22 protein-coding genes, 1 tRNA gene and 4 pseudogenes are annotated in these 20,005 nt (G+C 60.5%); 9 read left to right on the forward strand and 18 right to left on the reverse strand.

What is annotated here, in order from left to right:
- Positions 1-143 precede the first annotated feature (143 nt).
- On the forward strand, positions 144-1,301 hold the full coding sequence (locus NKI41_RS27850; RefSeq protein ID WP_352503496.1) for a putative hexosyltransferase: 1,158 nt from the start codon (positions 144-146) through the stop codon (positions 1,299-1,301).
- 79 nt (positions 1,302-1,380) lie between these two features.
- Positions 1,381-1,920, forward strand: coding sequence for a hypothetical protein (locus tag NKI41_RS27855; protein WP_352472960.1), 540 nt, complete (start codon positions 1,381-1,383; stop codon positions 1,918-1,920).
- Here the strand turns inward: NKI41_RS27855 and NKI41_RS27860 are convergent.
- The 4 genes and pseudogenes from NKI41_RS27860 to NKI41_RS27875 all read right to left on the reverse strand — a co-directional run.
- On the reverse strand, positions 1,917-2,372 hold the full coding sequence (locus NKI41_RS27860) for a GtrA family protein (protein ID WP_352472959.1): 456 nt from the start codon (positions 2,370-2,372) through the stop codon (positions 1,917-1,919). The two genes, NKI41_RS27855 and NKI41_RS27860, sit on opposite strands and share 4 nt — an antisense overlap.
- The gene (locus NKI41_RS27865) at positions 2,350-3,042 is read right to left on the reverse strand and encodes a class I SAM-dependent methyltransferase (RefSeq protein WP_352503497.1); all 693 of its coding nucleotides are present in this window, start codon (positions 3,040-3,042) and stop codon (positions 2,350-2,352) included. The genes NKI41_RS27860 and NKI41_RS27865 overlap by 23 nt, the downstream gene beginning before the upstream one ends.
- Positions 3,017-4,057, reverse strand: coding sequence for a glycosyltransferase family 2 protein (locus NKI41_RS27870; protein ID WP_352503515.1), 1,041 nt, complete (start codon positions 4,055-4,057; stop codon positions 3,017-3,019). The genes NKI41_RS27865 and NKI41_RS27870 overlap by 26 nt, the downstream gene beginning before the upstream one ends.
- 157 nt (positions 4,058-4,214) lie before the next feature.
- Positions 4,215-4,330: pseudogene (locus tag NKI41_RS27875) on the reverse strand (elongation factor P); the annotation flags it as partial.
- Between NKI41_RS27875 and NKI41_RS27880 the strand changes: the two are divergent.
- Positions 4,331-4,945, forward strand: a pseudogene (locus NKI41_RS27880) (OB-fold nucleic acid binding domain-containing protein); the annotation flags it as partial. It abuts the pseudogene before it with no gap.
- Here NKI41_RS27880 and NKI41_RS27885 read toward each other — a convergent pair.
- The 3 genes and pseudogenes from NKI41_RS27885 to NKI41_RS27895 form a co-directional block, all read right to left on the reverse strand.
- A pseudogene (locus NKI41_RS27885) lies at positions 4,908-5,179 on the reverse strand (type IV secretory system conjugative DNA transfer family protein); the annotation flags it as partial. The pseudogenes NKI41_RS27880 and NKI41_RS27885 overlap by 38 nt on opposite strands.
- Positions 5,113-6,237: an S-adenosylmethionine:tRNA ribosyltransferase-isomerase gene (locus NKI41_RS27890; protein WP_352503498.1), complete on the reverse strand. Its 1,125-nt coding sequence runs from the start codon at positions 6,235-6,237 to the stop codon at positions 5,113-5,115. The pseudogene NKI41_RS27885 and the gene NKI41_RS27890, both read right to left, overlap by 67 nt.
- The gene (locus tag NKI41_RS27895; RefSeq protein ID WP_352685970.1) at positions 6,234-6,923 is read right to left on the reverse strand and encodes an SDR family NAD(P)-dependent oxidoreductase; all 690 of its coding nucleotides are present in this window, start codon (positions 6,921-6,923) and stop codon (positions 6,234-6,236) included. Before NKI41_RS27895 ends, NKI41_RS27890 begins: the two co-directional genes overlap by 4 nt.
- Before the next feature lie 127 nt (positions 6,924-7,050).
- Between NKI41_RS27895 and soxR the strand changes: the two genes are divergently transcribed.
- Both soxR and NKI41_RS27905 read left to right on the forward strand, forming a co-directional pair.
- Positions 7,051-7,476, forward strand: coding sequence for a redox-sensitive transcriptional activator SoxR (gene soxR / locus NKI41_RS27900; RefSeq protein ID WP_502895522.1), 426 nt, complete (start codon positions 7,051-7,053; stop codon positions 7,474-7,476).
- 288 nt (positions 7,477-7,764) lie between these two features.
- A tRNA-Leu gene (locus NKI41_RS27905) sits at positions 7,765-7,849 on the forward strand.
- Between the two features lie 406 nt (positions 7,850-8,255).
- On the opposite strand, the gene NKI41_RS27910 is transcribed toward NKI41_RS27905, so the two are convergent.
- Genes NKI41_RS27910 through NKI41_RS27945 form a run of 8 tightly spaced genes read right to left on the reverse strand, consistent with a single transcriptional unit; the run spans position 8,256 to position 14,868 of the window.
- On the reverse strand, positions 8,256-8,948 hold the full coding sequence (locus NKI41_RS27910; protein WP_352452053.1) for an amino acid ABC transporter permease: 693 nt from the start codon (positions 8,946-8,948) through the stop codon (positions 8,256-8,258).
- An 18-nt stretch (positions 8,949-8,966) separates the two neighbouring features.
- Positions 8,967-9,683, reverse strand: a complete 717-nt coding sequence (locus tag NKI41_RS27915; RefSeq protein WP_031194726.1) for an amino acid ABC transporter permease — start codon at positions 9,681-9,683, stop codon at positions 8,967-8,969.
- Between the two features lie 59 nt (positions 9,684-9,742).
- Positions 9,743-10,570, reverse strand: coding sequence for a transporter substrate-binding domain-containing protein (locus NKI41_RS27920; protein WP_352508389.1), 828 nt, complete (start codon positions 10,568-10,570; stop codon positions 9,743-9,745).
- Between the two features lie 24 nt (positions 10,571-10,594).
- On the reverse strand, positions 10,595-11,335 hold the full coding sequence (locus NKI41_RS27925) for an amino acid ABC transporter ATP-binding protein (protein ID WP_352685972.1): 741 nt from the start codon (positions 11,333-11,335) through the stop codon (positions 10,595-10,597).
- Between the two features lie 56 nt (positions 11,336-11,391).
- Positions 11,392-11,955 carry a peroxidase-related enzyme gene (locus tag NKI41_RS27930; protein ID WP_352503504.1) on the reverse strand — a complete coding sequence of 188 codons (564 nt, stop codon included), beginning with the start codon at positions 11,953-11,955 and terminating at the stop codon, positions 11,392-11,394.
- On the reverse strand, positions 11,952-12,434 hold the full coding sequence (locus tag NKI41_RS27935) for a CMD domain-containing protein (RefSeq protein WP_352503505.1): 483 nt from the start codon (positions 12,432-12,434) through the stop codon (positions 11,952-11,954). Before NKI41_RS27935 ends, NKI41_RS27930 begins: the two co-directional genes overlap by 4 nt.
- A complete protein-coding gene (locus tag NKI41_RS27940; protein ID WP_352685974.1) occupies positions 12,431-13,900 on the reverse strand; it encodes an NAD(P)-binding domain-containing protein in 1,470 nt (489 codons plus the stop codon). The genes NKI41_RS27935 and NKI41_RS27940 overlap by 4 nt, the downstream gene beginning before the upstream one ends.
- A complete protein-coding gene (locus tag NKI41_RS27945) occupies positions 13,897-14,868 on the reverse strand; it encodes a LysR family transcriptional regulator (protein ID WP_352503507.1) in 972 nt (323 codons plus the stop codon). The genes NKI41_RS27940 and NKI41_RS27945 overlap by 4 nt, the downstream gene beginning before the upstream one ends.
- A gap of 320 nt (positions 14,869-15,188) precedes the next feature.
- Here NKI41_RS27945 and NKI41_RS27950 point away from each other — a divergent pair, with 320 nt between their 5' ends.
- Positions 15,189-16,259 carry an NAD/NADP octopine/nopaline dehydrogenase family protein gene (locus NKI41_RS27950; protein ID WP_352618908.1) on the forward strand — a complete coding sequence of 357 codons (1,071 nt, stop codon included), beginning with the start codon at positions 15,189-15,191 and terminating at the stop codon, positions 16,257-16,259.
- A 147-nt stretch (positions 16,260-16,406) separates the two neighbouring features.
- Here NKI41_RS27950 and NKI41_RS27955 read toward each other — a convergent pair whose 3' ends face one another.
- From NKI41_RS27955 to NKI41_RS27965, 3 genes and pseudogenes are all read right to left on the reverse strand, one after another.
- Positions 16,407-16,907 carry a hypothetical protein gene (locus NKI41_RS27955; RefSeq protein ID WP_352685976.1) on the reverse strand — a complete coding sequence of 167 codons (501 nt, stop codon included), beginning with the start codon at positions 16,905-16,907 and terminating at the stop codon, positions 16,407-16,409.
- Positions 16,894-17,196 (reverse strand): hypothetical protein, encoded by a 303-nt coding sequence (locus tag NKI41_RS27960; RefSeq protein ID WP_502901247.1) that lies wholly within the window; start codon positions 17,194-17,196, stop codon positions 16,894-16,896. Before NKI41_RS27960 ends, NKI41_RS27955 begins: the two co-directional genes overlap by 14 nt.
- A 12-nt stretch (positions 17,197-17,208) precedes the next feature.
- Positions 17,209-17,580: pseudogene (locus NKI41_RS27965) on the reverse strand (HupE/UreJ family protein); the annotation flags it as partial.
- Positions 17,581-17,690: 110 nt separating this feature from the next.
- Here NKI41_RS27965 and NKI41_RS27970 point away from each other — a divergent pair.
- The 3 genes from NKI41_RS27970 to NKI41_RS27980 are packed head-to-tail and all read left to right on the forward strand — an operon-like array spanning position 17,691 to position 19,777.
- The gene (locus NKI41_RS27970) at positions 17,691-17,972 is read left to right on the forward strand and encodes a metal-sensing transcriptional repressor (RefSeq protein ID WP_352503510.1); all 282 of its coding nucleotides are present in this window, start codon (positions 17,691-17,693) and stop codon (positions 17,970-17,972) included.
- 8 nt (positions 17,973-17,980) lie between these two features.
- Entirely contained in the window at positions 17,981-19,318 is a 1,338-nt protein-coding gene (locus NKI41_RS27975; RefSeq protein WP_352685978.1) for a cation diffusion facilitator family transporter, read from the forward strand.
- 24 nt (positions 19,319-19,342) lie between these two features.
- A complete protein-coding gene (locus NKI41_RS27980; RefSeq protein ID WP_352685980.1) occupies positions 19,343-19,777 on the forward strand; it encodes a YqaA family protein in 435 nt (144 codons plus the stop codon).
- The last annotated feature ends 228 nt before the right edge of the window (positions 19,778-20,005 follow it).

Consider the following 20,005-nt stretch of genomic DNA (forward strand, 5'->3'; position numbering starts at 1 on the left):
GACCCCGGCGAGATGCTGGTCTGGCTCAGAAGCGCGCGGTAGCTCTATCGCCATCTGAGCCGCGCTGCATGCCTTGAATTTGCCGGCGCGCGCGTCATTTAGCTTTGAGTGGCGCCAGCCACTTGAACGGGTGGAGGCAGATTTTGGCGCTCGAAGCTGTCGCGCGTCCGAACGCCGGCGGCCGCTTTATTGCGGTCGCGGCGGTGCCGCTGCTGTTGGTCGTGAGTGGACTGGCCATCCGCTATGCCGCATTCACTTCGGTCTCGGCGGAACCAGGCTTCGCGTCCTATGCCCAGGCGCTCTGCCGGTGGGATTGCGCGTGGTATGTCGACATTTCCGAACATGGTTATGAGCGCTTTCCCATTCCAAACCAGAGCAATGTCGGACGCTGGGGCTTCTTTCCGCTCTATCCGATGCTGGTGGCGGCAATCCGGTCTGTTTTCCCTTTGCCGACGATACTGCTCGCGTCGATCACATCGGTTGCGTGCAGCTACGCGGCCTGTCTGGTGGCGTGGCCGCTGCTCGAGAAGAACATGCGCGCTTATGTGCTATATTGCGCCTTTCTGCTCAGCGGCCCGTTCTCCTTTCACTTCACGACTTTCCTGACCGAACCTCTTTTCGTGCTCCTGACGTCGTGCGTTTTTCTGGCACTCAAACGCTCCAGCTATCTGACCGCGGGGCTGTCATCGGCTCTGCTGTCGGCAACCAGGCTCGTCGGAGTGCTTGTTGTATTTGCGACCGTCATTCAGATGTTCAGGGATTACCGCGCAAAGGGCGGATCGGCGCTTTCGTTCCCACGTTGGGTGCTTGGCCGACCGGATCTGCTCGTTGCAATTCTCATCTCGCCTGCCGGCTTGTTCGCCTACATCCTGTTCCTCTATCTGACGGTCGGGGACGGCTTTGCCTTCCTGCACGTCCAGCGTGCGTTTGGACGTGTGGCGGGCAATCCGCTCGCCTTCATATGGGATGGACTCTCGGCCGTTCCGACGACTGGGTGGCTGCCTACGGCGCCGCAATGGAGCGCGCTCGCCGCACTCATAGGACTGGCGCTATCGGCGGTTCTGGCGGTTCGCAGGCAATATGGCGCCGCGTTGTTCTGCGCCTGCTGCATCATCCTGCCGCTGATCACGAACCTGGCCTCGATGGTCAGATACGTCATTGGGCTTGCGCCTCTGACAATGTTGCTGACCACGTTGTTGTCGGCGTCGAAGCTGACTTTTCTTGCGGCTCTGGGTCTCTTCCTGGGCGCCTGCTATTTCATGACCGTCGCATGGATCGGGGGTTATCTTGCCCTGGTCTGACATTTCGGGCCGGTATCGGCGCGCGGCCAGATTTGGTGGCTACGCGCTGGCGGCGGTTCTGGCCGGGACAGAAATCATCATGCTTGCGCTTGCTCTCAATCCAGACGTCAATGCCGACTATCGCGCCTATTATATCGACCGGACGACGACCTGCCTCAATCGCGATGCGGTCGGCAGCTACACACTTGGCGAGACGGTGTCGTTCCGGTCCGACGGAGCCAAAAAGGCAACCGGCATGATGGTCTGTGGCTGGTCGGGGCCGGTAGCCGACGGCACCCATTCGCTGGGCGAGACCTCGCGGCTTCGCCTGGACATACCGCCGCTTGGCGACGGTCTGACTGCCACGCTGCAAATGGCCGCCGTCATTCGTCCGCCCCAGATCACGCAAAGGGTTGTGATCTCGGTGAACGGCGTTCGGGTGCATGCGGTGACGCTGTCCGGCAAAGAGCCACGCACGGTATCGTTCGTCATTCCACCGGCGGCCCTCGCCAAGGCCAAGACACTCGACATCGCCTTCGACTACCTCGACGGCGTTCCGCAAACTCCTGCCGCCAGCAACATCTATAAGCGCTCCATCAAATTGTTGTCGCTCCGGCTCGATCCCACTGATGCGGATTAGGGCGGGCGATCGCGCTGCCGGCCGCGTCTTCGCTGCGCAAAAACCCAGCGGTCGAGCATGAGGAGATTGACCGCTGGAACAAGCAAGCATGTAACCAGGATGGCAATGATCGGCGGCAGACTGAGTTTCGCAGTCAAAAGCGCCGGCGCCGCGTAAGCCACCGCGAAGCCGGTTGCCGTCAGCAAGAGAAAACGCGGAGCCTCCGATCGATGCGATCCGCTCGACGCGAAGGTCACGAACTTATGCGCGAGATAAGAAAACAGGGCGGCAGCGGTATAAGCTGCGAGCGAGGCACCGACCGGCGAGAGGCCGAACCGTTGCCATTCGACCAAAGCGGTGGCCATCACTGCATATAGGATCGTTGCAGCGATGCCGACCGACCCGAAACGCACCAGCAGTTTCAGGCCGGCGTCGCTGGTCGAGGGGCCATCAGACTTGCGCACTGCAGGCATACTGCGCTCCAAGCGGCAGCGACGCGAGCGCGCGCTCGACTCTTCTGGCGAAAGGCCTTGCCGACGGCAGCAGCAGGAAATGCTCGGATCGGATGTCCCGGAACCTGGTCTCCCGAAAGAGCGACGCTGCGTTGGCAGCGTTGAGGAGGACCGCGTCGTGGTCGAACGGACACCGGAACACCGCAAGACGCGTCAGCGGATTATAGGGATTGTGCTCGATGATGCAGGCGACGCCACCTGGCCGCACGACACGCCGCAATTCCAGCAAGAAATCGGACCAGGAGGAGGGCGGAACGTGATGGACGACGCAACTGGCGAAAGCCAGATCGAACGCGCCATCCTCGTAGGGCAGACTCGGCGACCTGCAGGCCCTATAGGTCACACCTGGATTGTCCTGGCCGGCGCGCAAAATTGATTGCTCCGACACGTCGCAGCCATCGAGGCTGTCGAAAGCGCCGTCGAGGTAGGGGTGGAGCGAACCGACGCCGCAGCCGATATCCAGCGCCCTTACAGCCGCCCCACCCCGCCGAAGCTTTCGCTCGACCACCAGACGCCGCAGCAGGTCCGCCTTGGCGACAAGGAAGAAGTCGTGCCCGAGTCCGGAAAATCGGATGGACCCTTCGACCGCCTGGCCATAGTTGGAATTATAGCTGTCGAAGAGTTCGGCCATTGGCGGGGACTCCACTCCTGGGCTTGTGAAACGATAGGCGGCGCTCACCAGAGACAGTACGCATCGCCTCGTCGAAGCCGGTGAGCCGATTAATTACATAAAGCGGGCGGCGTTTCACCTCGGCGTGGATGCTGCCAACGTAGAGCCCGACCACACCGGTCATGAAAAGATTGATGCCGCACAGGAGCGACACGATCACCACCGTGGATGTCCACCCGGCAATGATGCCGGTTTCAAAAAATGAGGCAAAGATGGCATAGGCGCCAAAGACCACCGCAAGCGCGGAAATGGCCAATCCGCCCCAGAGCGCCAGGCGTAAGGGCTTCTCGGAGAAACTGACGATGCCGTGAACCGCAAGGTGCACCATCTTCCAGAATGGGTATTTGGTCTGGCCCAGGGTTCGCGCGTGGCGCTCAAATGGCACGGTCGTTTGCTTGAAGCCCATCCAGCCGAACATGCCCCTGACGAAGCGGTCATGTTCGGGCATACGCTTGAAGGTTTCCAGCGGCTTGCGGCCGACCAGGCGGAAGTCGCCGACGTCGCGCGGAATGTCGACCGACGTCATTTTCTCCAGCAGGCGATAGAAAAGACTTGCCGTAAAGCGCTTGAACCAGGATTCACCCTCGCGCTTGACCCGGCGGGCATAGACGATGTCGAAGCCTTCCTTCCACTTGGCCACCAGATCGAGAACGACTTCCGGCGGATCCTGCAGGTCGGCATCCATGACGATGACGGCATCGCCCGCAGCGGCGTCCATACCGGCGGTAATCGCCACTTGGTGGCCGAAATTGCGGGAAAATTCGATCAGCCGAAAGCGCGGCTCGGCGGCAACCACTTTTTGGAGGTATTCGACGCTTCCATCGAGGCTTCCGTCATCGACGAAGATGGTCTCGGTTTCGCCGTCCAGCCGGTCGATAAGCGAACTGATCCGCTCGATCAGCCGAGGCAGCACCTGTTCTTCATTGTATATGGGCAGGACGAGCGAGTAGCGAGGCGGTGATCTGTTCACCGTCATTCCAGGGCCGTGGACCACAGAGTCTCGCATGCGGTTGAAAATGTAACGAAAGCTACAAAGTTCCAAAGGTGTGCAAGAAACTGCTAATTTAGCTAGTTCTTGTCTGGCGATACGCCAGCACAAAGCTGTTTGACCGCCCTGAAGATCGCTGCACGCCCTCCTCCGCGCGCTCCACGTAGGCGCCATCCGCAGTCATCACCACGACGCGGGTGCCGGCGCTGATGTATAGCGGTACACCAGGGTGCGCACGCCGTTGGACAGCGTTGCCGGTTTCGCGACGAACCTCTGCCGCTGTTTGCGGCCGCTGCTTGCCGTGAGAAGAAGACTTTGCCCGAGATCCACCAGCCTGTTGTTGCGCTCAGGCCCATGACGGCCGGCCGCGACGTTGTCGAGGATTATGGCCATGTCGGGCTGACCTTGCGCAGCCATCCGGCATCGTTTCTGCGTGCCGATCTTCGCCGGCGCAGCATCGTGACCTGTCAGGAGGCCATGCAGGCGCGAGACAGAAGCTGGCTCGAGGCTGCCGGCCTGGTTCTGGTCCGGCAACGGCTAGGCTCGGCCAAGGGCCTCATGTTCCTCACCGTGGAGGATGAGACGGGCGCCGCCAACGTCGTCGTCTGGGTCAAGGTATTCGAGAAATTCCGTCGCGTGCTTCTTTCGTCGGCCATGCTCGGCGTGCGCGGCCGCATCCAGCGGGAAGGGGAGGTGGTGCATCTCGTCTCCCATCAGTTGACCGACCTGTCGGCCGAGCTGGCCGTTCCGTCCCGTTGGATCTTCGTCGCCGATGTCTGCGGCGCCGGCTGCGTCGGCCGACACGATGCTCGCCGGCCTGGCCCGAAGCGGCAGCCGGGCTCCAGTCGTCCGTGCCCGGCTGTGCCGGCCTGGTAAGCACCGGCGGCGCCATGATCCGGTCCTTGAAACGGCGTTCCTCGTAGCGCGCCTTCTTCGCGCAGATCGGCGGCGTGCCCGCCACCATGACGATCTCGTCGGCGGGCGGGAGCTGCATGATCTCGCCCGGGTCAGCAGCGGTCTGGCGGTCTCGGAGCGCGACACCATCAGATGGCCAAGCCAGGGCGTGAGCCGATGGCCCGCATAGTTGCGCATGGCGCGCATCTCGGGAGCACCTCGGCGCGGTTCCGTTCGCGCGATAGAAGCAGCGGTTGGCGATTGAGCAGCATGGAATCGCCGAATTCATGCGCGCGGTATCGATATGCGATGAAGGCTGCGGAGGCCTTGGCGAGCAGAGCATCGTCGGCAAAGGCGCGCAGGAGCTCGAAATGGCTGTCGCCGGGCTGGTGGACGCCCGTGAGAACCGCATCGACCACGCGAAGCCGCGTGCCCCGCGCGATGCGCCCTGTCGCAATGCCATCTCCGTCACGCACATTGCCGCCGGGATTGGCGGCTGCCTCAAGTGCGCGCACTACGCTCGTGCCGATCGCAATGATGCGGCTGCCGCGCAGCTTCGCCCGCGCGACCTGTGCCGCTGTGTGCTCGGGAATGTGGTAGGGCTCGTCGAAGGGAAGGTGCGAGTCGAGCGCGGGATCGCCGGTAGAAGAGACGCCCGCAGCATGCGTGAGTGTTGCAAAGCCAACGTCGTGCCGACGCCAGGCTTGGAGCGTGCGCCAGTCGAGCGCGAAGCCTGCCGACGGCGCCTCGAACGCGACCGGCCCGGCGGCAATCTTCGTCCAAACGTCCCACAGTGCCAACGGCTCGGGAACATGCGCGTATTGGATCGGCCGGCCGTGCTGCGCCAGTCCTGCAAGCACCGCCGCGCGGTTGCCTGGGAAGTGCAACTCGAGAAGGCGTGGATGGTCGAGAAGGCGCTCGACGACGGCGTCAAGCGAGCCGAGCCGGAGGCGATCGCCTGGTGACAGCGGAGGTGGAGGCAGCCGGTCTTCCGTGCGCGTGCGGTGATCGCCCGAGCCGAAGGCAATCGCCACGAAACGGGTTGGATTGGGAAGTGATAGCCAGCCCGCTAGGCGGATCTCGATCGCCTCACCGCTTGGGACATGCGTGCCGTGCAAGCTGGCAGGCAAGGTCGCGGCGTCATTGGCAACGACCAGATCGCCGGGGTTGAACAGCGTCGCGAGGCCAGCTCGCGGCCGGTCGCGCATCGTGCCGTCCGCCTCGACGACGAACAGCCTGGCGGAGCGCCGATCGGGACGATCGGCGGCAATCATCCATGTGCTCCGGCCAGAAGCGTAGAGCGGACCGGCAACGCGTCGAGCATCTTTTCGATGATCTCGGCAGCTGCCTGCTCGGGGCGCTTCAAGGTCGCCGGATCAGCATCAGGGATCGCGAGCGCGTGCAGTGGGGTGTCCATATCGCCGGGGTCAAGCGCGAGGAGCCGGATGCCGTCTGCTTTCGCCTCCTCGTCCCAAATCGCCGTCAGATGGGCAAGGGCGGCCTTGCTCGCGCTGTATGCTCCCCAGCCGGGATAGGCGTTCACCGCGGCGTCGCTGGAAATGTTGATGACCAGCGCGCCGCGGCCCTCACGTGCGGACGCGGCAAGCGCACCGAAAAGAGCTTTCGTCAGCCGGAACGCGCCGACGAGATTGACCGCGAGCGCCATTTCCAGCTCCTCGCACTCGGTATCGGCAAGGAGCGCCAGAGGGATAGGGCCGAGGCTCGAGGCATTGTTGATCAGGACATCGAGCCCGCCGAGGCTGGCAGTGACCTGCAACGCGATCGGGTAGATGTCCTCCTTCTTGCCGACGTCGCCGACAATGCCGTGCGCGCCCGTCTCGTCGGCGATGCGTTCGACATTCGCCGCGGTGCGGGCGACGAAGGCGACGCACCCACCCTGTGCGGCAAGCTGCCGCACAAGCGCCAGTCCGAGGCCGGACGTGCCGCCCGTGACCGCCACGCGAAGTCCCTGAAGTTCGATATTCGTCTGCATTGCCAGTGCTCCCTTAATCCGTATGCCTCTTGCTACAAGTTCAAGTTAACTTGAAGTCAAGCGGGAATTGTGCTTTCGTTCATGCGTGGATTCCATGCTGACCATCACCGACGTGTCACGGCGCAGCGGCGTCGCCTCATCGGCCCTGCGCTTCTACGAGGAGCGCGGGCTGATCGCGTCCGAGCGGGCCGGCTCGGGACACAGACGCTACCCGCGATCCGTGCTGCGCCGGATCGCCTTCATCGTCTTCGCGCAGCGAATTGGGCTGACGCTTGAGGAGATCGGCGCCGAGCTGGCCAAGTTGCCAGCCGATCGCGTGCCGTCGCGTCGGGATTGGTCGCGGTTGTCGGGCCAGTGGACGAAGCGCATCGACCAGCGCATCGCCGAGTTGCAGCGCCTGAGGTCCGGGCTTACTGAGTGCATCGGTTGCGGCTGCCTGTCGATGGACCGGTGTAGCCTTGCGAACCCTGCCGATATGGCAGGACGCAAGGGGCCGGGGCCGAGGTATTGGCTGGGGTGAGTTGCCAGCGTGCCTGTCCCTATTGCAGAACTCGGCAGCGCAAGACTTCGCCAAGTTCGAGACGCTGCGGCCCGGTAAGGTCAGGGCGCGGCGGCCCTGATGTCAATTCAGGAATCGCGCTGAACCGGACAGCTCCTGCATTTGTCTCAAAATCAGGATGCGTATACCTTCAGCCCTCAGGGCAATAGGATTAGAGTTCAATAGGTTAGGAGTTGAGGGCCGCCTAATTCTCCACTTTCTACCTAGGTGCAGCATGAGAGCGTTAAGAGGCCAATGAGTTAGCAGCTTGCGGGTGTGGTGAAACTGGTAGACGCGCTGGATTCAAAATCCAGTTCCGAAAGGAGTGTCGGTTCGAGCCCGACCACCCGCACCAACGATCGGCCGCCGACTTTGCGAACGGCGATCATTTCACTGTCGCCAGAGTCCGATTCGAATCGTGTCTGCCGCCCCATCTGTCAGGATACTCCGCTCCGCAATGTCGGGCGATCCAGCGAAACGGTTGAGCGTTGCTCCCGAGGCAGCACTCAACTCGTTTCGTTCGAATCGATTGGTTTAAACTCGAGCTGCAGAATAGGGCAGCGGCAAACGCCTGTTCGAGCATGCACATCGTGGTGTCGGGCGGGATGGTGATAGCGGGGGACCGCTGTCTATGACGTCAAATCACCGGTACATAAATCGGCTACTCGGGCTTCTCCTCGGGCTTTTCATGCCCAACAGAATTGCCTCCAAGGTGCGGCTCGATATCCGAAGCTTGGCGATCCAGTCCCACATAGTTGTCCTCACGTCCGCACCCTAAGGGCTTGCTCCAGCCTGTCGGCAATCTGGGTGACGATATAGGCAATCACCATGTAGATCACGACGGCAATCACGAAGGCTTCGAGGTAGTAGTAGTTCAGCGCGGCGGTCAGCTGGGACTGGGCGAAGATATCGACAACCTCGATGGCGAATCCGAGAGAAAGCGCCTTCATGATGACCATCATCGAGGTTGTCAGGTCGGGAATTGCCGTGAGAGCCACCTGGGGAAACAGAATCCGTCGGAACAATTGGCCGTTCGTATAGCCAAGGGAATGGGCGGCGTCTGACTGACCGGTGTCAAAGGCGTTCAGGGCTCCTTTGATAATTTCCGATTGGAACGCAGCGATACAGCCTGTCACCGCAATAATAAGGATAACCGAGTTGGGTGTTTCGTGGGCGTTGAAGTTGATTCCGAGCAACGAGAGCAGGAACTGGAATGCCGGGGGCAGACCGAAATAGGCGAGGAAAATCACGATGACCATCGGAACGCCCTTGAAGACGATCTTGTAAGCCATGATGAGCTCTCGCAGCACCGGGACTCGTCTGTATTCGACGAGTGCAAAAATGCTGCCAACTAGCGTCGACAAGACGAAAATGGTCAGCGCCATTCCAAGGGTTACAGGTACGGCGCCCAGAATTTCCTGGGTGTCCTGGAGCAAAATTTCGGTATCGAACATGGTTTAATACCCTTTAGGTCAGACGCTGGCGATGGCCGCGTTCTTGATCTGAGCTGTTGTCGTGGCCTCAGGCGCCTGCATCGGCGAGCGAAGCTCGAACAAGTGCACGATGAACCAGGCAATCAGGCACATCAGCGCATAGATGACGGCCAGGACGAGGTATGTTTCGAACTGGTACTGGTTATAGTCGCGCTCCATGATCAAGTGCGCGGTCGCCATGACGTCGGCCGCCCCGATGTACATCACCAGCGCAACGTTATGGATCAGGTAGATGATGGAATTTCCATAGCCGGGCAATGCGAAGTGCACCGCTTGCGGGCCCACGATGCGGGTGATCTTCTGGCGAAAGGTATATCCTAGACTGTCGGCCGCATCATGCTGGCCGCGATCGACGGCCAGGTATGCGGGCCGAAGGACTTCCGACAGATACCCGCCATGGTAAAAGCTCAGTCCGACCATCGCAGCGATCGTCGGCGAGAAGAAATCTGCGGAGCCGAACAGGGCCACCAATAGGGGGAGCCCGTAGAACGCGACGAACAACTGGAGGACGACGGGAACGCTGCGGGCATAGGACACGTAGAGGTCGGTGAGGTGGCTGACCACTGGTATCCTGCGAATCCGCAATGTTGTCGCAACGAGCGCCAAGCAAAAGCCGACCAACATAGCGGTAAACGTGATAGCGAGCGTCAGCGGCAATGCCGACAGCAACTCGGGAATCATAGCAGAAACATCCACTTTGAAACGCTCCTTCTTGCAATTCAGACTTGCCGCTGACGATATCTACTCAGATCGCATCATTTCATATACTTGACGATGCCTTCGCCAAACCACTTCTGCGAGAGCTTTTCGATCGTACCGTCGTCTTTCAATTCCTTGAGAACTTTGTTCACGTCATCGACCAGAACCTTGTTTTCATCTGACTTGTGAATAAGCATATAAGTGTTGTTGGTGAAGACTGGTTCGGACGCCACGATGTCGAGCTTCTTTTCATCGATGACGGTCTGCTCACCAAGATTTGAAGGCAGGACCAGCGCGTCGAACTTGCCGTTCTGAACTTCGTCCAAACGGTTTGGATACGGGATTCCGGCGCTCGACGCCGTCACGTCAAGCTTGTATTGCGGATTTTCTTTTTGCCAGTTCATGATGAACTTATAGGTTCCGCCGCCAGCCGTGGTCGGAACGATCCTCTTGCCGACCAGGTCTTTCATTTCTTTGATGCCGCTGCCCTTTTTGCTGTAGATCTTCATCAGGCTGGCGCCCATGGGATTTTCCGGAATGAAGAACTGCTTGGCGCGCTCGGGTGACTTGTAGTAACCGCCGACCGCGATGTCGTATTTGCCTGTGGCCAGGCCGGTTTCCTGCGCGATGTCGGAGACACCTTCCATTTCGAACTTGTATTGCGGCAGCTTTGCGTTGATCGCCCTCAGCAGATCGGGTTCATACCCTTGCGGCTCGACGCCGAGCGCGCCCCAAGCCAATGGCTTGGATTCGGCAGAGGTCGCGATCTTGATTGTCCGAACGGTCTGACCATAACTGATCCCTGCTGTCGCAAGGGCAATTGCGATGCCGCCGGCGACGGCCAGGGCATAACGACGCGAAAAACTGGATTTGATTGCAGACATTTCTTGGGTTCCCTTCTTGTTGGATTATTGAAAAGCGAGTTCAGACTGCAGGAATTGAGCAAGTCGTGGGCTGGAAGGCGCATCGAAGATCTCAGCCGGACTGCCGTCGGCGGCAACCACGCCACGATCCATGAAGACGATCCGGTTCGAGATGTTCTTTGCGAATTGCATCTCGTGGGTCACAAGCAGCGAGGTGATGCCGGACGACGTGACGTCCTTGATCACCTTCAGGACTTCACCGACCAGTTCGGGATCCAGCGATGATGTCGGTTCGTCGAAGAGCATCACATCCGGCCGAACCGCCAGCGCACGTGCGATGCCTGTGCGCTGGAGCTGGCCACCTGAGAGCTGGGACGGATAGCTGTCCCGCTTCGCTGAGAGGCCGACCCTTTCGAGCTCTCGCAGCGCGATTTCACGCGCCTCGTCGGTGGACTTGCGCTGGACGACGACCAGCGGATCCATGACGTTCTGGAGGACGGTCATGTTCTTGAAGACGTTGAATTGCTGAAAGACCATCGCTGTCCGGAGCCGGATCGCCTGGATGGCTGCCTTGTCGGGGCGCTGGTAATCCATCAGAATCTGGTCGAACGCGATGGTTCCAGATGCAGGCTTAACCAGATAGTTGATGCATTTCAGCAGGGTGGTCTTGCCGGTGCCGCTTGGGCCGATGATTGACACAACGTCACCTCGCTTTACCGAGAGATTGACGCCGTTCAGGACCTGTGTGCTTCCGTAGGACAGCTTTATATCTTTGATTTCAAGCATTCTGGTTGGTTCCCTTCAGAGTGTGGGAAGGAGTGTCTTGACCGCATGCGATATCATCACCCGCTCTCCGCATGGCCGAGAACGTGCATGAGCCGGTTTGCCCAGCCGAAGATCGATATGGCGTGGATAAGGTCGATGATCTCGGCATCATTCATGCCGACCGATCGCAGCGCGGCGATATCGTCTGGCGTCGCTTCCGACGGCGCCGCCGACAGGCGGCGGGCAAAGCTGTAGATCGCCGCATCGCGCGGCCCAAGCTTTTCGGGTTTGTCGAGGTACAGCGCGGTGACAACATCGTCGCTCTTGGTCAGCTCTGCATGTCGGCGGGCGTGAACAACGGCACAGAATTTGCAACCATTGACCATCGAGGCGCCCAAGGCGCCAAGTTCGCGATCGGGACGGGCGAGCCCGCCCTCGACGTACATGATCGCGTTGAACAGAATCGTGCGGGCAAGATAGCTTTCCGGATCATGCACAAGGGTCCGTACATATTCCGAAACTTTCTTGGCGGAGGGCGTAACCTTCATCGCATCGAGCTGTTCCGGCGTGGCCCCGGACAGCTCGACCGGCGCGATGTATGGCTGCCAGTTCAGCGGCTTCAGGCGCACCGAGGAAATCATGCCGACCTCATCAATCGCAAGCCGGTCGCCACCCGTGTCTGGAAGTTGACGAAGGCGATCAGTTCGGAGAGCGCGACGATCTGAGGATTGTTCAATCCAGCCTTGTCCAGGAGCGCGATGTGGCTTGCTTCCGCCTTTTTCGGCGTCAGGGTGATCAGGTCAACATGACGGACGATGGTCGCCAATGGTTCTTCCAGAGCCGTTTCGCCCTGGGTCACGGCCAGAAGCTGCTCGGTCGGACCAAGCTGAGCCAGCTGCATATCATATTCGGCCACCAGGACCGGATCGGCGTTCAGGGCGGCCATGCGGCGGGCAAGAGCAACACGCAAGTTCGGCGCCAGCCCCTGATCGTTTGCCGGCTGCAGCACCGAGAGGCGACATTCTTCCGCCCCGTGCACGAATTCGGGCCGAAACCGCCTTGCGTCGAAAAGCGCATCGTCCGGCGAAAGACCGGCGGCTTTGTCAATTGCGTCGGTCACCACGCGGCCTCCTTCTGCAGCAAGGGTGTTGAATCGACCCATTCGTCGCCCAGAAGTTCCGGCGTGTCGTAGGCGATCAGATTGGCGAAGTGGGTTTCGACATCTTCGGCAAAAAGTGAAGATGCGATGCCGCGCACAAGACGGTCGGCACCGGCGCTGACGGCCGGGATGTCGCCGGAGACCTTGCCGTGCGTCAGCATGGCGGCGTCGTTGAAGCAGTGGATATGTCCCAGCATCGGGCAGGAACCGGGAGTGCGTTCACGGAACTCGAAGGCAGGACCGAGATCCGGTGCATCGGACATGCCTGCACGCGGCGGTCCCATATCCGGCCTGTATCGGCCATCCGACCAGGTGCGGATATGTGGGGCGATCGCCGCAAATTCCGGTCGGCCGCTGAAATCGTTCGAAAAGCCGGTTGCCGCGATCAGGAAGTCGTAGCGCAACGGCCCCTGCGTGGTTTCCACCAGCAGGGTCCCTGTCTCCTCCTTCACCGCAACTATACCGCAGTCGAGAAGGAACCGAGCATTCGAATGGCGAGACACGCGAAGTGTCGATGAACGCGGCGGCGGTGTCTGGGTCGAGGCGGTATAATCGAAGAATTTCCACTTCCAGGCGTCGGGCAAGTGATGCATGCCGAGTACAACACCCGGACTTCCAATGCCGGTCAGCTTGTTGATGCGCGGCATTTCCTTGCGCCGGATGAACATGTCGACAGAGCCTGCACCCGCCTCGAGTGCCGTTGCGGCATTATCCATGGAAGAGGCGCCAGCGCCGATCACCGCCACACGCTTGCCTTTCAGCGTGTCGAAGTCGATGTCATCGGCAGAATGGGCCCAATAGGCGCGATCGATGCCACTGAGGAAATCGGGCACGGCAAAACCGCCCAACCCGGACCGACCGGTGGCCAGAACGAGACGACGGGTGAGAACCCGGCCGGTTTCCGCGCCATCGATATCGATCGCAATCAGATCTCCAACAGGGGCTAGTCCGGTCATGCGCACGCTGTTGCGCACCGGCAGGCCAAGAACCTTGCGATACCAGACCAGGTAGTCCATCCACTGGCCCTTGGGGATTTTGTCCAACGACCGCCAGGCCTCAACACCCCATTGCGCCGTGAACCAGGCGCGGAATGTCAATTGCGGCAGGCCGAGCGACGGACCGTGCAGGGTTTTCGGCGACCGGAGCGTTTGCATGCGGGCAAACGTCACCCATGGTCCTTCGAGCCCGGCCGGCGCCGCATCATAGGCCACGACATTGGTTATCCCGGTCAGCACCAGCTTTGCCGTGGCAGCAAGTCCGCACATGCCGGCGCCGATCACCACGACATCGCGGACCGGCACGCCATCGTGCGAACGCGCGGGAACCCATGGCTTGGCGGGCAGTTCGAGAAAGTCGAGATCCTGCGCGAGCTGCGCTTCGAGCGCAGCAAGACCTGTCGGCGTTGGCGCGGCGGGGGTATGCTTCATATTCCCGTTCCGTAATTTGTGCCGGATGCAGGATCGCTCACCAATTGGCCAGCCAGGGCCGGATCTAGCTTCTTGAAGCCGACGATCGACCGTTCAGCGACCGCCTCGACCGCATCCATCAACGCCTGCGCGACTGGACGAAGGGGGCGTTTTTCGGCAGCCACCACGCCCCAATAAAAGAGAACGGTCACGTCGATCGGGCGAATGACAACCCCTGGCAAGGCCACGCCGTAGGCGGTGAGAGGATCAATGACAGCCGCAACGCCAGTCCGCCGAACGATCTGCAACGCGCCATATGCAGTATTGGTCCGGATCACTGGCCCGGTGTCGATGCCCCTGGCCGCCAAGGCCTTGGAGACATGCAACTGGAAACGTAGGGGGTTGAGCAATGTTGCGACGCGGCGACCGGCAAAAGCGGAAAGCGGTATGACGTCAAGTTCAGCCAACGGATCGTCCTCCCGCACGGCAGCAACATCAGGCGCCGAATAGAGCCGCAGGACATCCAGACCGGGCGTATCGAGCGGCAAGCTTGAAAACCCGATCTCGGCACGTCCGCTTCGCACCTCCTGGGCGACGATCGAGGGGAGAAACTGCCCCAGATGCGTCTCGTTCGGAAGTTCGACACCTTTGAGTTCGGCCATGGCCGTTGGGATCAAGCCAGTACCGATCGCGGAAGTGGTAACAATCTGCAGGATCCGCCCTCTGCCGGCGGCAATCATCTTGGCCCGCGCGGCAAGCTCGGTGAAGGACATCAGCAGTCGCCGCGCTTCCTCCTCGAAGGCGGCACCTTCTTCAGACAGCTGCACCCGTCGACCGACCCGGTGCAGCAATTCGAAGCCAAGCTCTGCCTCGAGCTCCTGAATGGTGCGTGTCACCGAAGGCTGGGAACACCCGAGCATCTCGGCAGCCTTGGTGATGCTGCCGTTGGCGGCAACGGCAAGAAAGGCCTGGAGATCTCGTGTTTCCATTTACGCCTACATGCGTATTATGTATGAATAAGATCGTCTCATGCAGATTTGATATATGTCAAGGCGGAAATCAAACATGGCCGGAGACGCCTCGGTGATTCGCCGCACGGTCGGAATAGTTCGCAAGCCCACAGAGCGTCGTCGGCCGTCTCGGCCATGTGGCTCGAACGCGTCCAGCTGAACCCCATGGATGACGATTTTCATGGGTAGCCAGGCTCAAGGAAGCGATAGGTTTCGATCGAGTTGTGCCTGCCTGCTGGCCTGCATGCGGTGGCGTTCGCCGCGCTGCGATCCATAAAGACTGGAACAGGAGAAATCCTATGCGGGTGAGTATTCTGGGGGCCGGCGCAATTGCTTACGGCCTTGCTGCCTGCCTGGCGGAGGCGGGGCACGACCCAATGCTTTGGTCGCCGTCGGGAGAGCGCACAAAGGCACTGGCCACCGGCCAATCGCTAACGGCCACGGGCGCTATCGAGGCAACGGTGTCGGTGCGTATCGCCAAGGATTGTAAAGAGGCTATTGCCGCAGCAGACGTTGTGATGGTCGCGCTGCCGGCTAATGGGCACAAGAAAGTGATGGATGCTGCCGCTCCTTATCTGAGGGAGGGAATGCCGGTAATCATTAGCTCTCACAGTTCCTTCGGAGCGCTGTATCTCTCCAGGCAATTGGCGGAACTCAAGGTTCGCCTGCCGATCGTCGTCTGGGGCACAACGTTGGTGACCGGCCGTCAGTCTGGACCAACAGAAGTCCACGTTGCCAGTGTTCGCCAGAAGGTCGATGTTGCGACCCTGCCTTTCGAGGCGATGGACCAAGGGTTCGAGCTTTGCACGACCTTGTTCGGCGATCGTTTCGTCAAGCGCGACGGTTTGCTTGCGATTGCGCTCAGCAACCTCAATCCCCAGAACCATCTCGGGATCGCCCTTCTCAATCTCACACGCATGGAAAAGGGAGAGCAGTGGAGCCAGGCCGGAAACGTCACGCCGGCTGTCGGCCGCTTTATCGAGGCCCTGGACGCCGAACGATTGGCGATCGCCGCCCGTTTTGGAATTGCCGTGCGCACAGTTGAAGAGCATTTTTCATTGTCGTTTCACGTCCCTATGGGCACCGTTTCGGAAATGAATCAGGAGATGGACCGTCAAGGCCGCGGCGGTTTCGGCCCGACAACTATCGAAAGCCGCTATGTTCTGGAGGACGTTCCTTTCGGGCTGCTGCCGACGGTGCTCTTGGGGAAGATCGGCGGAAAGCCAGCGATCCTCCATGAGGCTGGAATTGCGATATTCTCGGCCGCTTATGGTCGCGATCTCAAGGGAGATAATGATATCCTTCCTGCGCTCGGCATCGAAGGAATAGGAAAAGTGGATCTGGAGAACCTTTGCCGTAAGGGTTTTTAGCGACTCTTCACACGTGAGCAGGCAATCGGCTGTCAGCGACAGTTCCCGTGGCGCGTCAATCAAACCGCTCTCATCTCTGATCAATCCGCTCTGGCGTTGCGGAAGCCGACGGATCGGCTTCCGCAACAATATCGGCGGCGCGCAGGGCTAGATCACGCGCTTGATGTCGATGTAGTTCCCTTCTGTCGTGATCGTCAGCGTTACTTCTCTGTCACCGCGATTTCGCCAGAACCAGCCGTGATTTCCATCGAAGGCGGCTTCAATAGCACCTTCGTCAGCTGGAACGCTGCTACCCTTTTCGTAGCTTACGGACTGACCGCCGCCATCGCCGTGCGTCTCGAAGTTCACCATGCCACCGTCAGCTGTCCAGGAAAAGTTTGCCTTGGCACCCTGCCGCATCACGAGCTTGACTTCGGCACCCTGGCTTGGCGTCAACGTGAAGGATAGCTCGTCTTGCCTTCCATCTGGGCGGATCGGGGCTTCCGAGGTTGCTTCGGCGACAGGCGCTGCAGCAATGGCCGGAGCCTCGGCGGGAGCAATCTCTCCAACTGTCACATTGTCTTGGGCAACGGCCTCCCCAGTTCGGGATGGCTGCGACGCGGGCTGTTCGGCGGTCAGGGCAACGAGGAGGTTTTCAATTCGGTCCATGCGCGCCATCAACTCGGCGGCTGGAGGGACCATTTGCGTCATCCGCTCGGCTCGCCTTCGCGCTGGCCATTTCGTCCGTTGCCGCCTCGGCCGCCAACTGTGTCTTGATTTCACCCATATTGGTGAGGCCGAGCAATCTGCCTGCTCCAGTCGGATCGATCGCATACTCGGATGGCATGACGACCGTGACGAGCAGGGCGAGCGCCGTCAGCGCGGCAATCATGGTGGAGCGCTTCAGCTGCGCTGACGTCGGCAAATCGGCGCGGCTGGGAAGGTCGGTGTTGTACATGGTATCGGTTCCTTATGCTGCGACAAACAGGCCGGTGAGCTGATATGCGATCAGCAGGAAACCGGCCGTCATCATGATAACGTTTGCGGTATAGGCGTGGCGCCAGAAGCTTCGTGTCCTGCGCCAGTAGCCCATCACAATCAGGATGGCGCCGAGGGCCATGAGTTGGCCGATCTCGACACCGACATTGAAGGCCAAAAGGTTGGGCACCAGGCCGTCAGGCGAGATGTTGTATTCGATGATCTTCGTCGACAGGCCAAAACCATGGAAGAAGGCGAAGACCAGCGTCGCGACCTTGGTGTTCGGCTGAAAGCCGAGCCATCTCTGGAAAGCGCCCATATTGTCGAGCGCCTTGTAGGCCACGGACAGGCCGATGATGGCGTCGGCATGAACGGCGATTATTCTCTAAAATCCTAACGAATGGTTTTTGCTACATCAGAATCGAGGCCTCTTTGAGACTTTGCATATCCCCTCCAGGAGGATAGTATCAGGATATGAGCGACCAACCCCACACCCACGAAACCCATCCCGATATCGTCAAACGCCTGAAACGGGCCGACGGACATCTCAAGGGCGTCATCGAAATGATCGAAGCGGGCCGACCCTGTCTCGACCTCGCCCAGCAGCTCCATGCTGTCGAGAAGGCCATTTCGCAAGCCAAGAAGACCCTGATCCAGGATCATCTCAACCATTGCCTTGAAGACGTCGTCGGGCCCTTGGCGCGCGAGCAGCGCCGCTCGATCGATGAATTCAAGGACATCACAAAGTACCTGTGAGAAGCAATATGATGGACAAGGTTCGCGATTGGTTCGGGTTTGGCCCGATGACGCATGGCATGGGGGGGCACGGACATGATCACGGTGATGGTGGCCATGGCCATACCCATGGCGTCATCGATCCGACGATCGCCACGACGACACGTGGCATCTGGGCGATCAAATGGTCGTTCGTCGTTCTGGCCATCACGGCAGCGCTTCAGCTCGTCGTCGTGTTCCTCTCCGGCAGCGTGGCGCTGCTGGCCGACACGATCCACAATGTCGGCGACGCGGCCACTGCCATTCCGCTGTGGATCGCATTCGTGCTGGCCCGCCGCAAACCGAGCAAGACGTTCACCTACGGGCTGGGCCGGGTCGAGGATCTGGCCGGGATCATCATCGTTCTCATCATCCTCTTCAGCGCCATCGTCGCCGGCTACGAGGCGATCGATCGCCTGATCAATCCGCGTCCCATCACATTTCTTGGCTGGGTCGGCATCGCCGGCCTCATAGGCTTCATCGGCAATGAAGCGGTCGCCGTATTTCGTATCCGCGTCGGGCGAGAGATCAACAGCGCTGCGCTGATCGCAGACGGCTACCATGCTCGCACCGACGGCTTTACCAGCCTGGCGGTCGTGCTGGGCGCTATTGGCGTATGGCTGGGTTTTCCGCTTGCCGATCCAATCGTCGGGCTGCTGATCACCGTGGCGATCTTCGCCATCGTCTGGCAGTCGTCGAAAGCCGTGTTGACCCGCATGCTCGACGGAGTCGAGCCCGGCGTCATCGACGAAATCCATCATGCCGCCGAACACGTGTCGGGCATCGGGCGCGTTGAAGGCGTGCAGGCACGCTGGATCGGTCATCGCCTGCATGCCGACGTCGCCATCAGTGTTCCGGAAATGGCGACGGCCAAGGACGTGCTGGGCGTAACAGAAGCCCTCAAGGAAGAGTTGTTCGCCCACTTGCCGGCGTTGGCGGAAGCCAATGTCCGCCTGGTGAGCCCAGCCGCGCCGGCCGTCACTGGCGCGGAAACCTCTCATGCTCACCATCATGCGCCGAAGCCCTTCAAGGTCGCCTGCGATCTGGCTGAAGGGAGGTTGGAAATCGTCGGCACGGCGGCCGGCGAGCGGATGCGGCTGACCATCGATCGCCACGCAGATGATTTGACAGCAATGGTGATCATCGACCGGCCCGGCGGGCCGGAGACGCTTCGCCTCGAACCCGTCGCTGACAACCATCATCGGCTTGAGAGCACGGTTGCTCCGGCCGAGCCGCATGAGTTCCAGGCGAGGTTGATCCTGGCCGCGAATGGTCGCGAGCAGGCGCTGCCGTTCAAGATGGTCGAACCCGAAGGTCACCATCATTAGGTCGACTGGCGGATATGCGGTTCAATGACCGATCTCACGGCCTATGCTGGTCTGTTCCTGGCGGCCTTGCTCGCCGCTACGATCCTGCCGATGCAATCGGAAGCAGTGCTGGTCGGGCTGCTGCTTGCGGATTACTCGCCCTGGCTGCTCATCGCCGTCGCGAGCGTCGGCAACGTGCTTGGTTCGGTGATCAACTGGCTGCTCGGGCGAGGCATCGAGCGCTTCCGGAGCCAACGGTGGTTTCCGATGAACCAAGCGCAACTGGACCGCGCGCAAGTGTGGTATCGCCGATGCGGAAAGTGGCCGCTCCTGCTAAGTTGGCTGCCAATTGTCGGTGATCCGCTAACCGTCGTCGCGGGCGTCCTGCGCGAGCCTTTTCGGGTTTTCCTTTTGCTGGTCACTGCCGCCAAGGTCGGCCGCTATCTGGTTCTTGCCGCCGTGACCCTGAGCGCGATCTAATCTCACGAAGCTTCTCGAAGCTGAGCTGGTTAGGTCGGCTGGTTCGAAGAGCCTTGTATGATGCGCGCGGACGGGAAGCGCTAGCTCTTTTTGACGGCGACCTTGTCGAGGGCTGCGCGCAGGCCTTTTGCCAGCTTCTGCGCATCGCGCGACCGGTCAACCAAGCTACGGCGCAGCGCTCCAGCCAACATCGACATTGTTAAGACATTCCTGTGGCCGCGCGCCAGG

It is taken from the genome of Mesorhizobium sp. M0601 (genome assembly GCF_040320845.1).
Classification (GTDB): Bacteria; Pseudomonadota; Alphaproteobacteria; order Rhizobiales; family Rhizobiaceae; genus Mesorhizobium.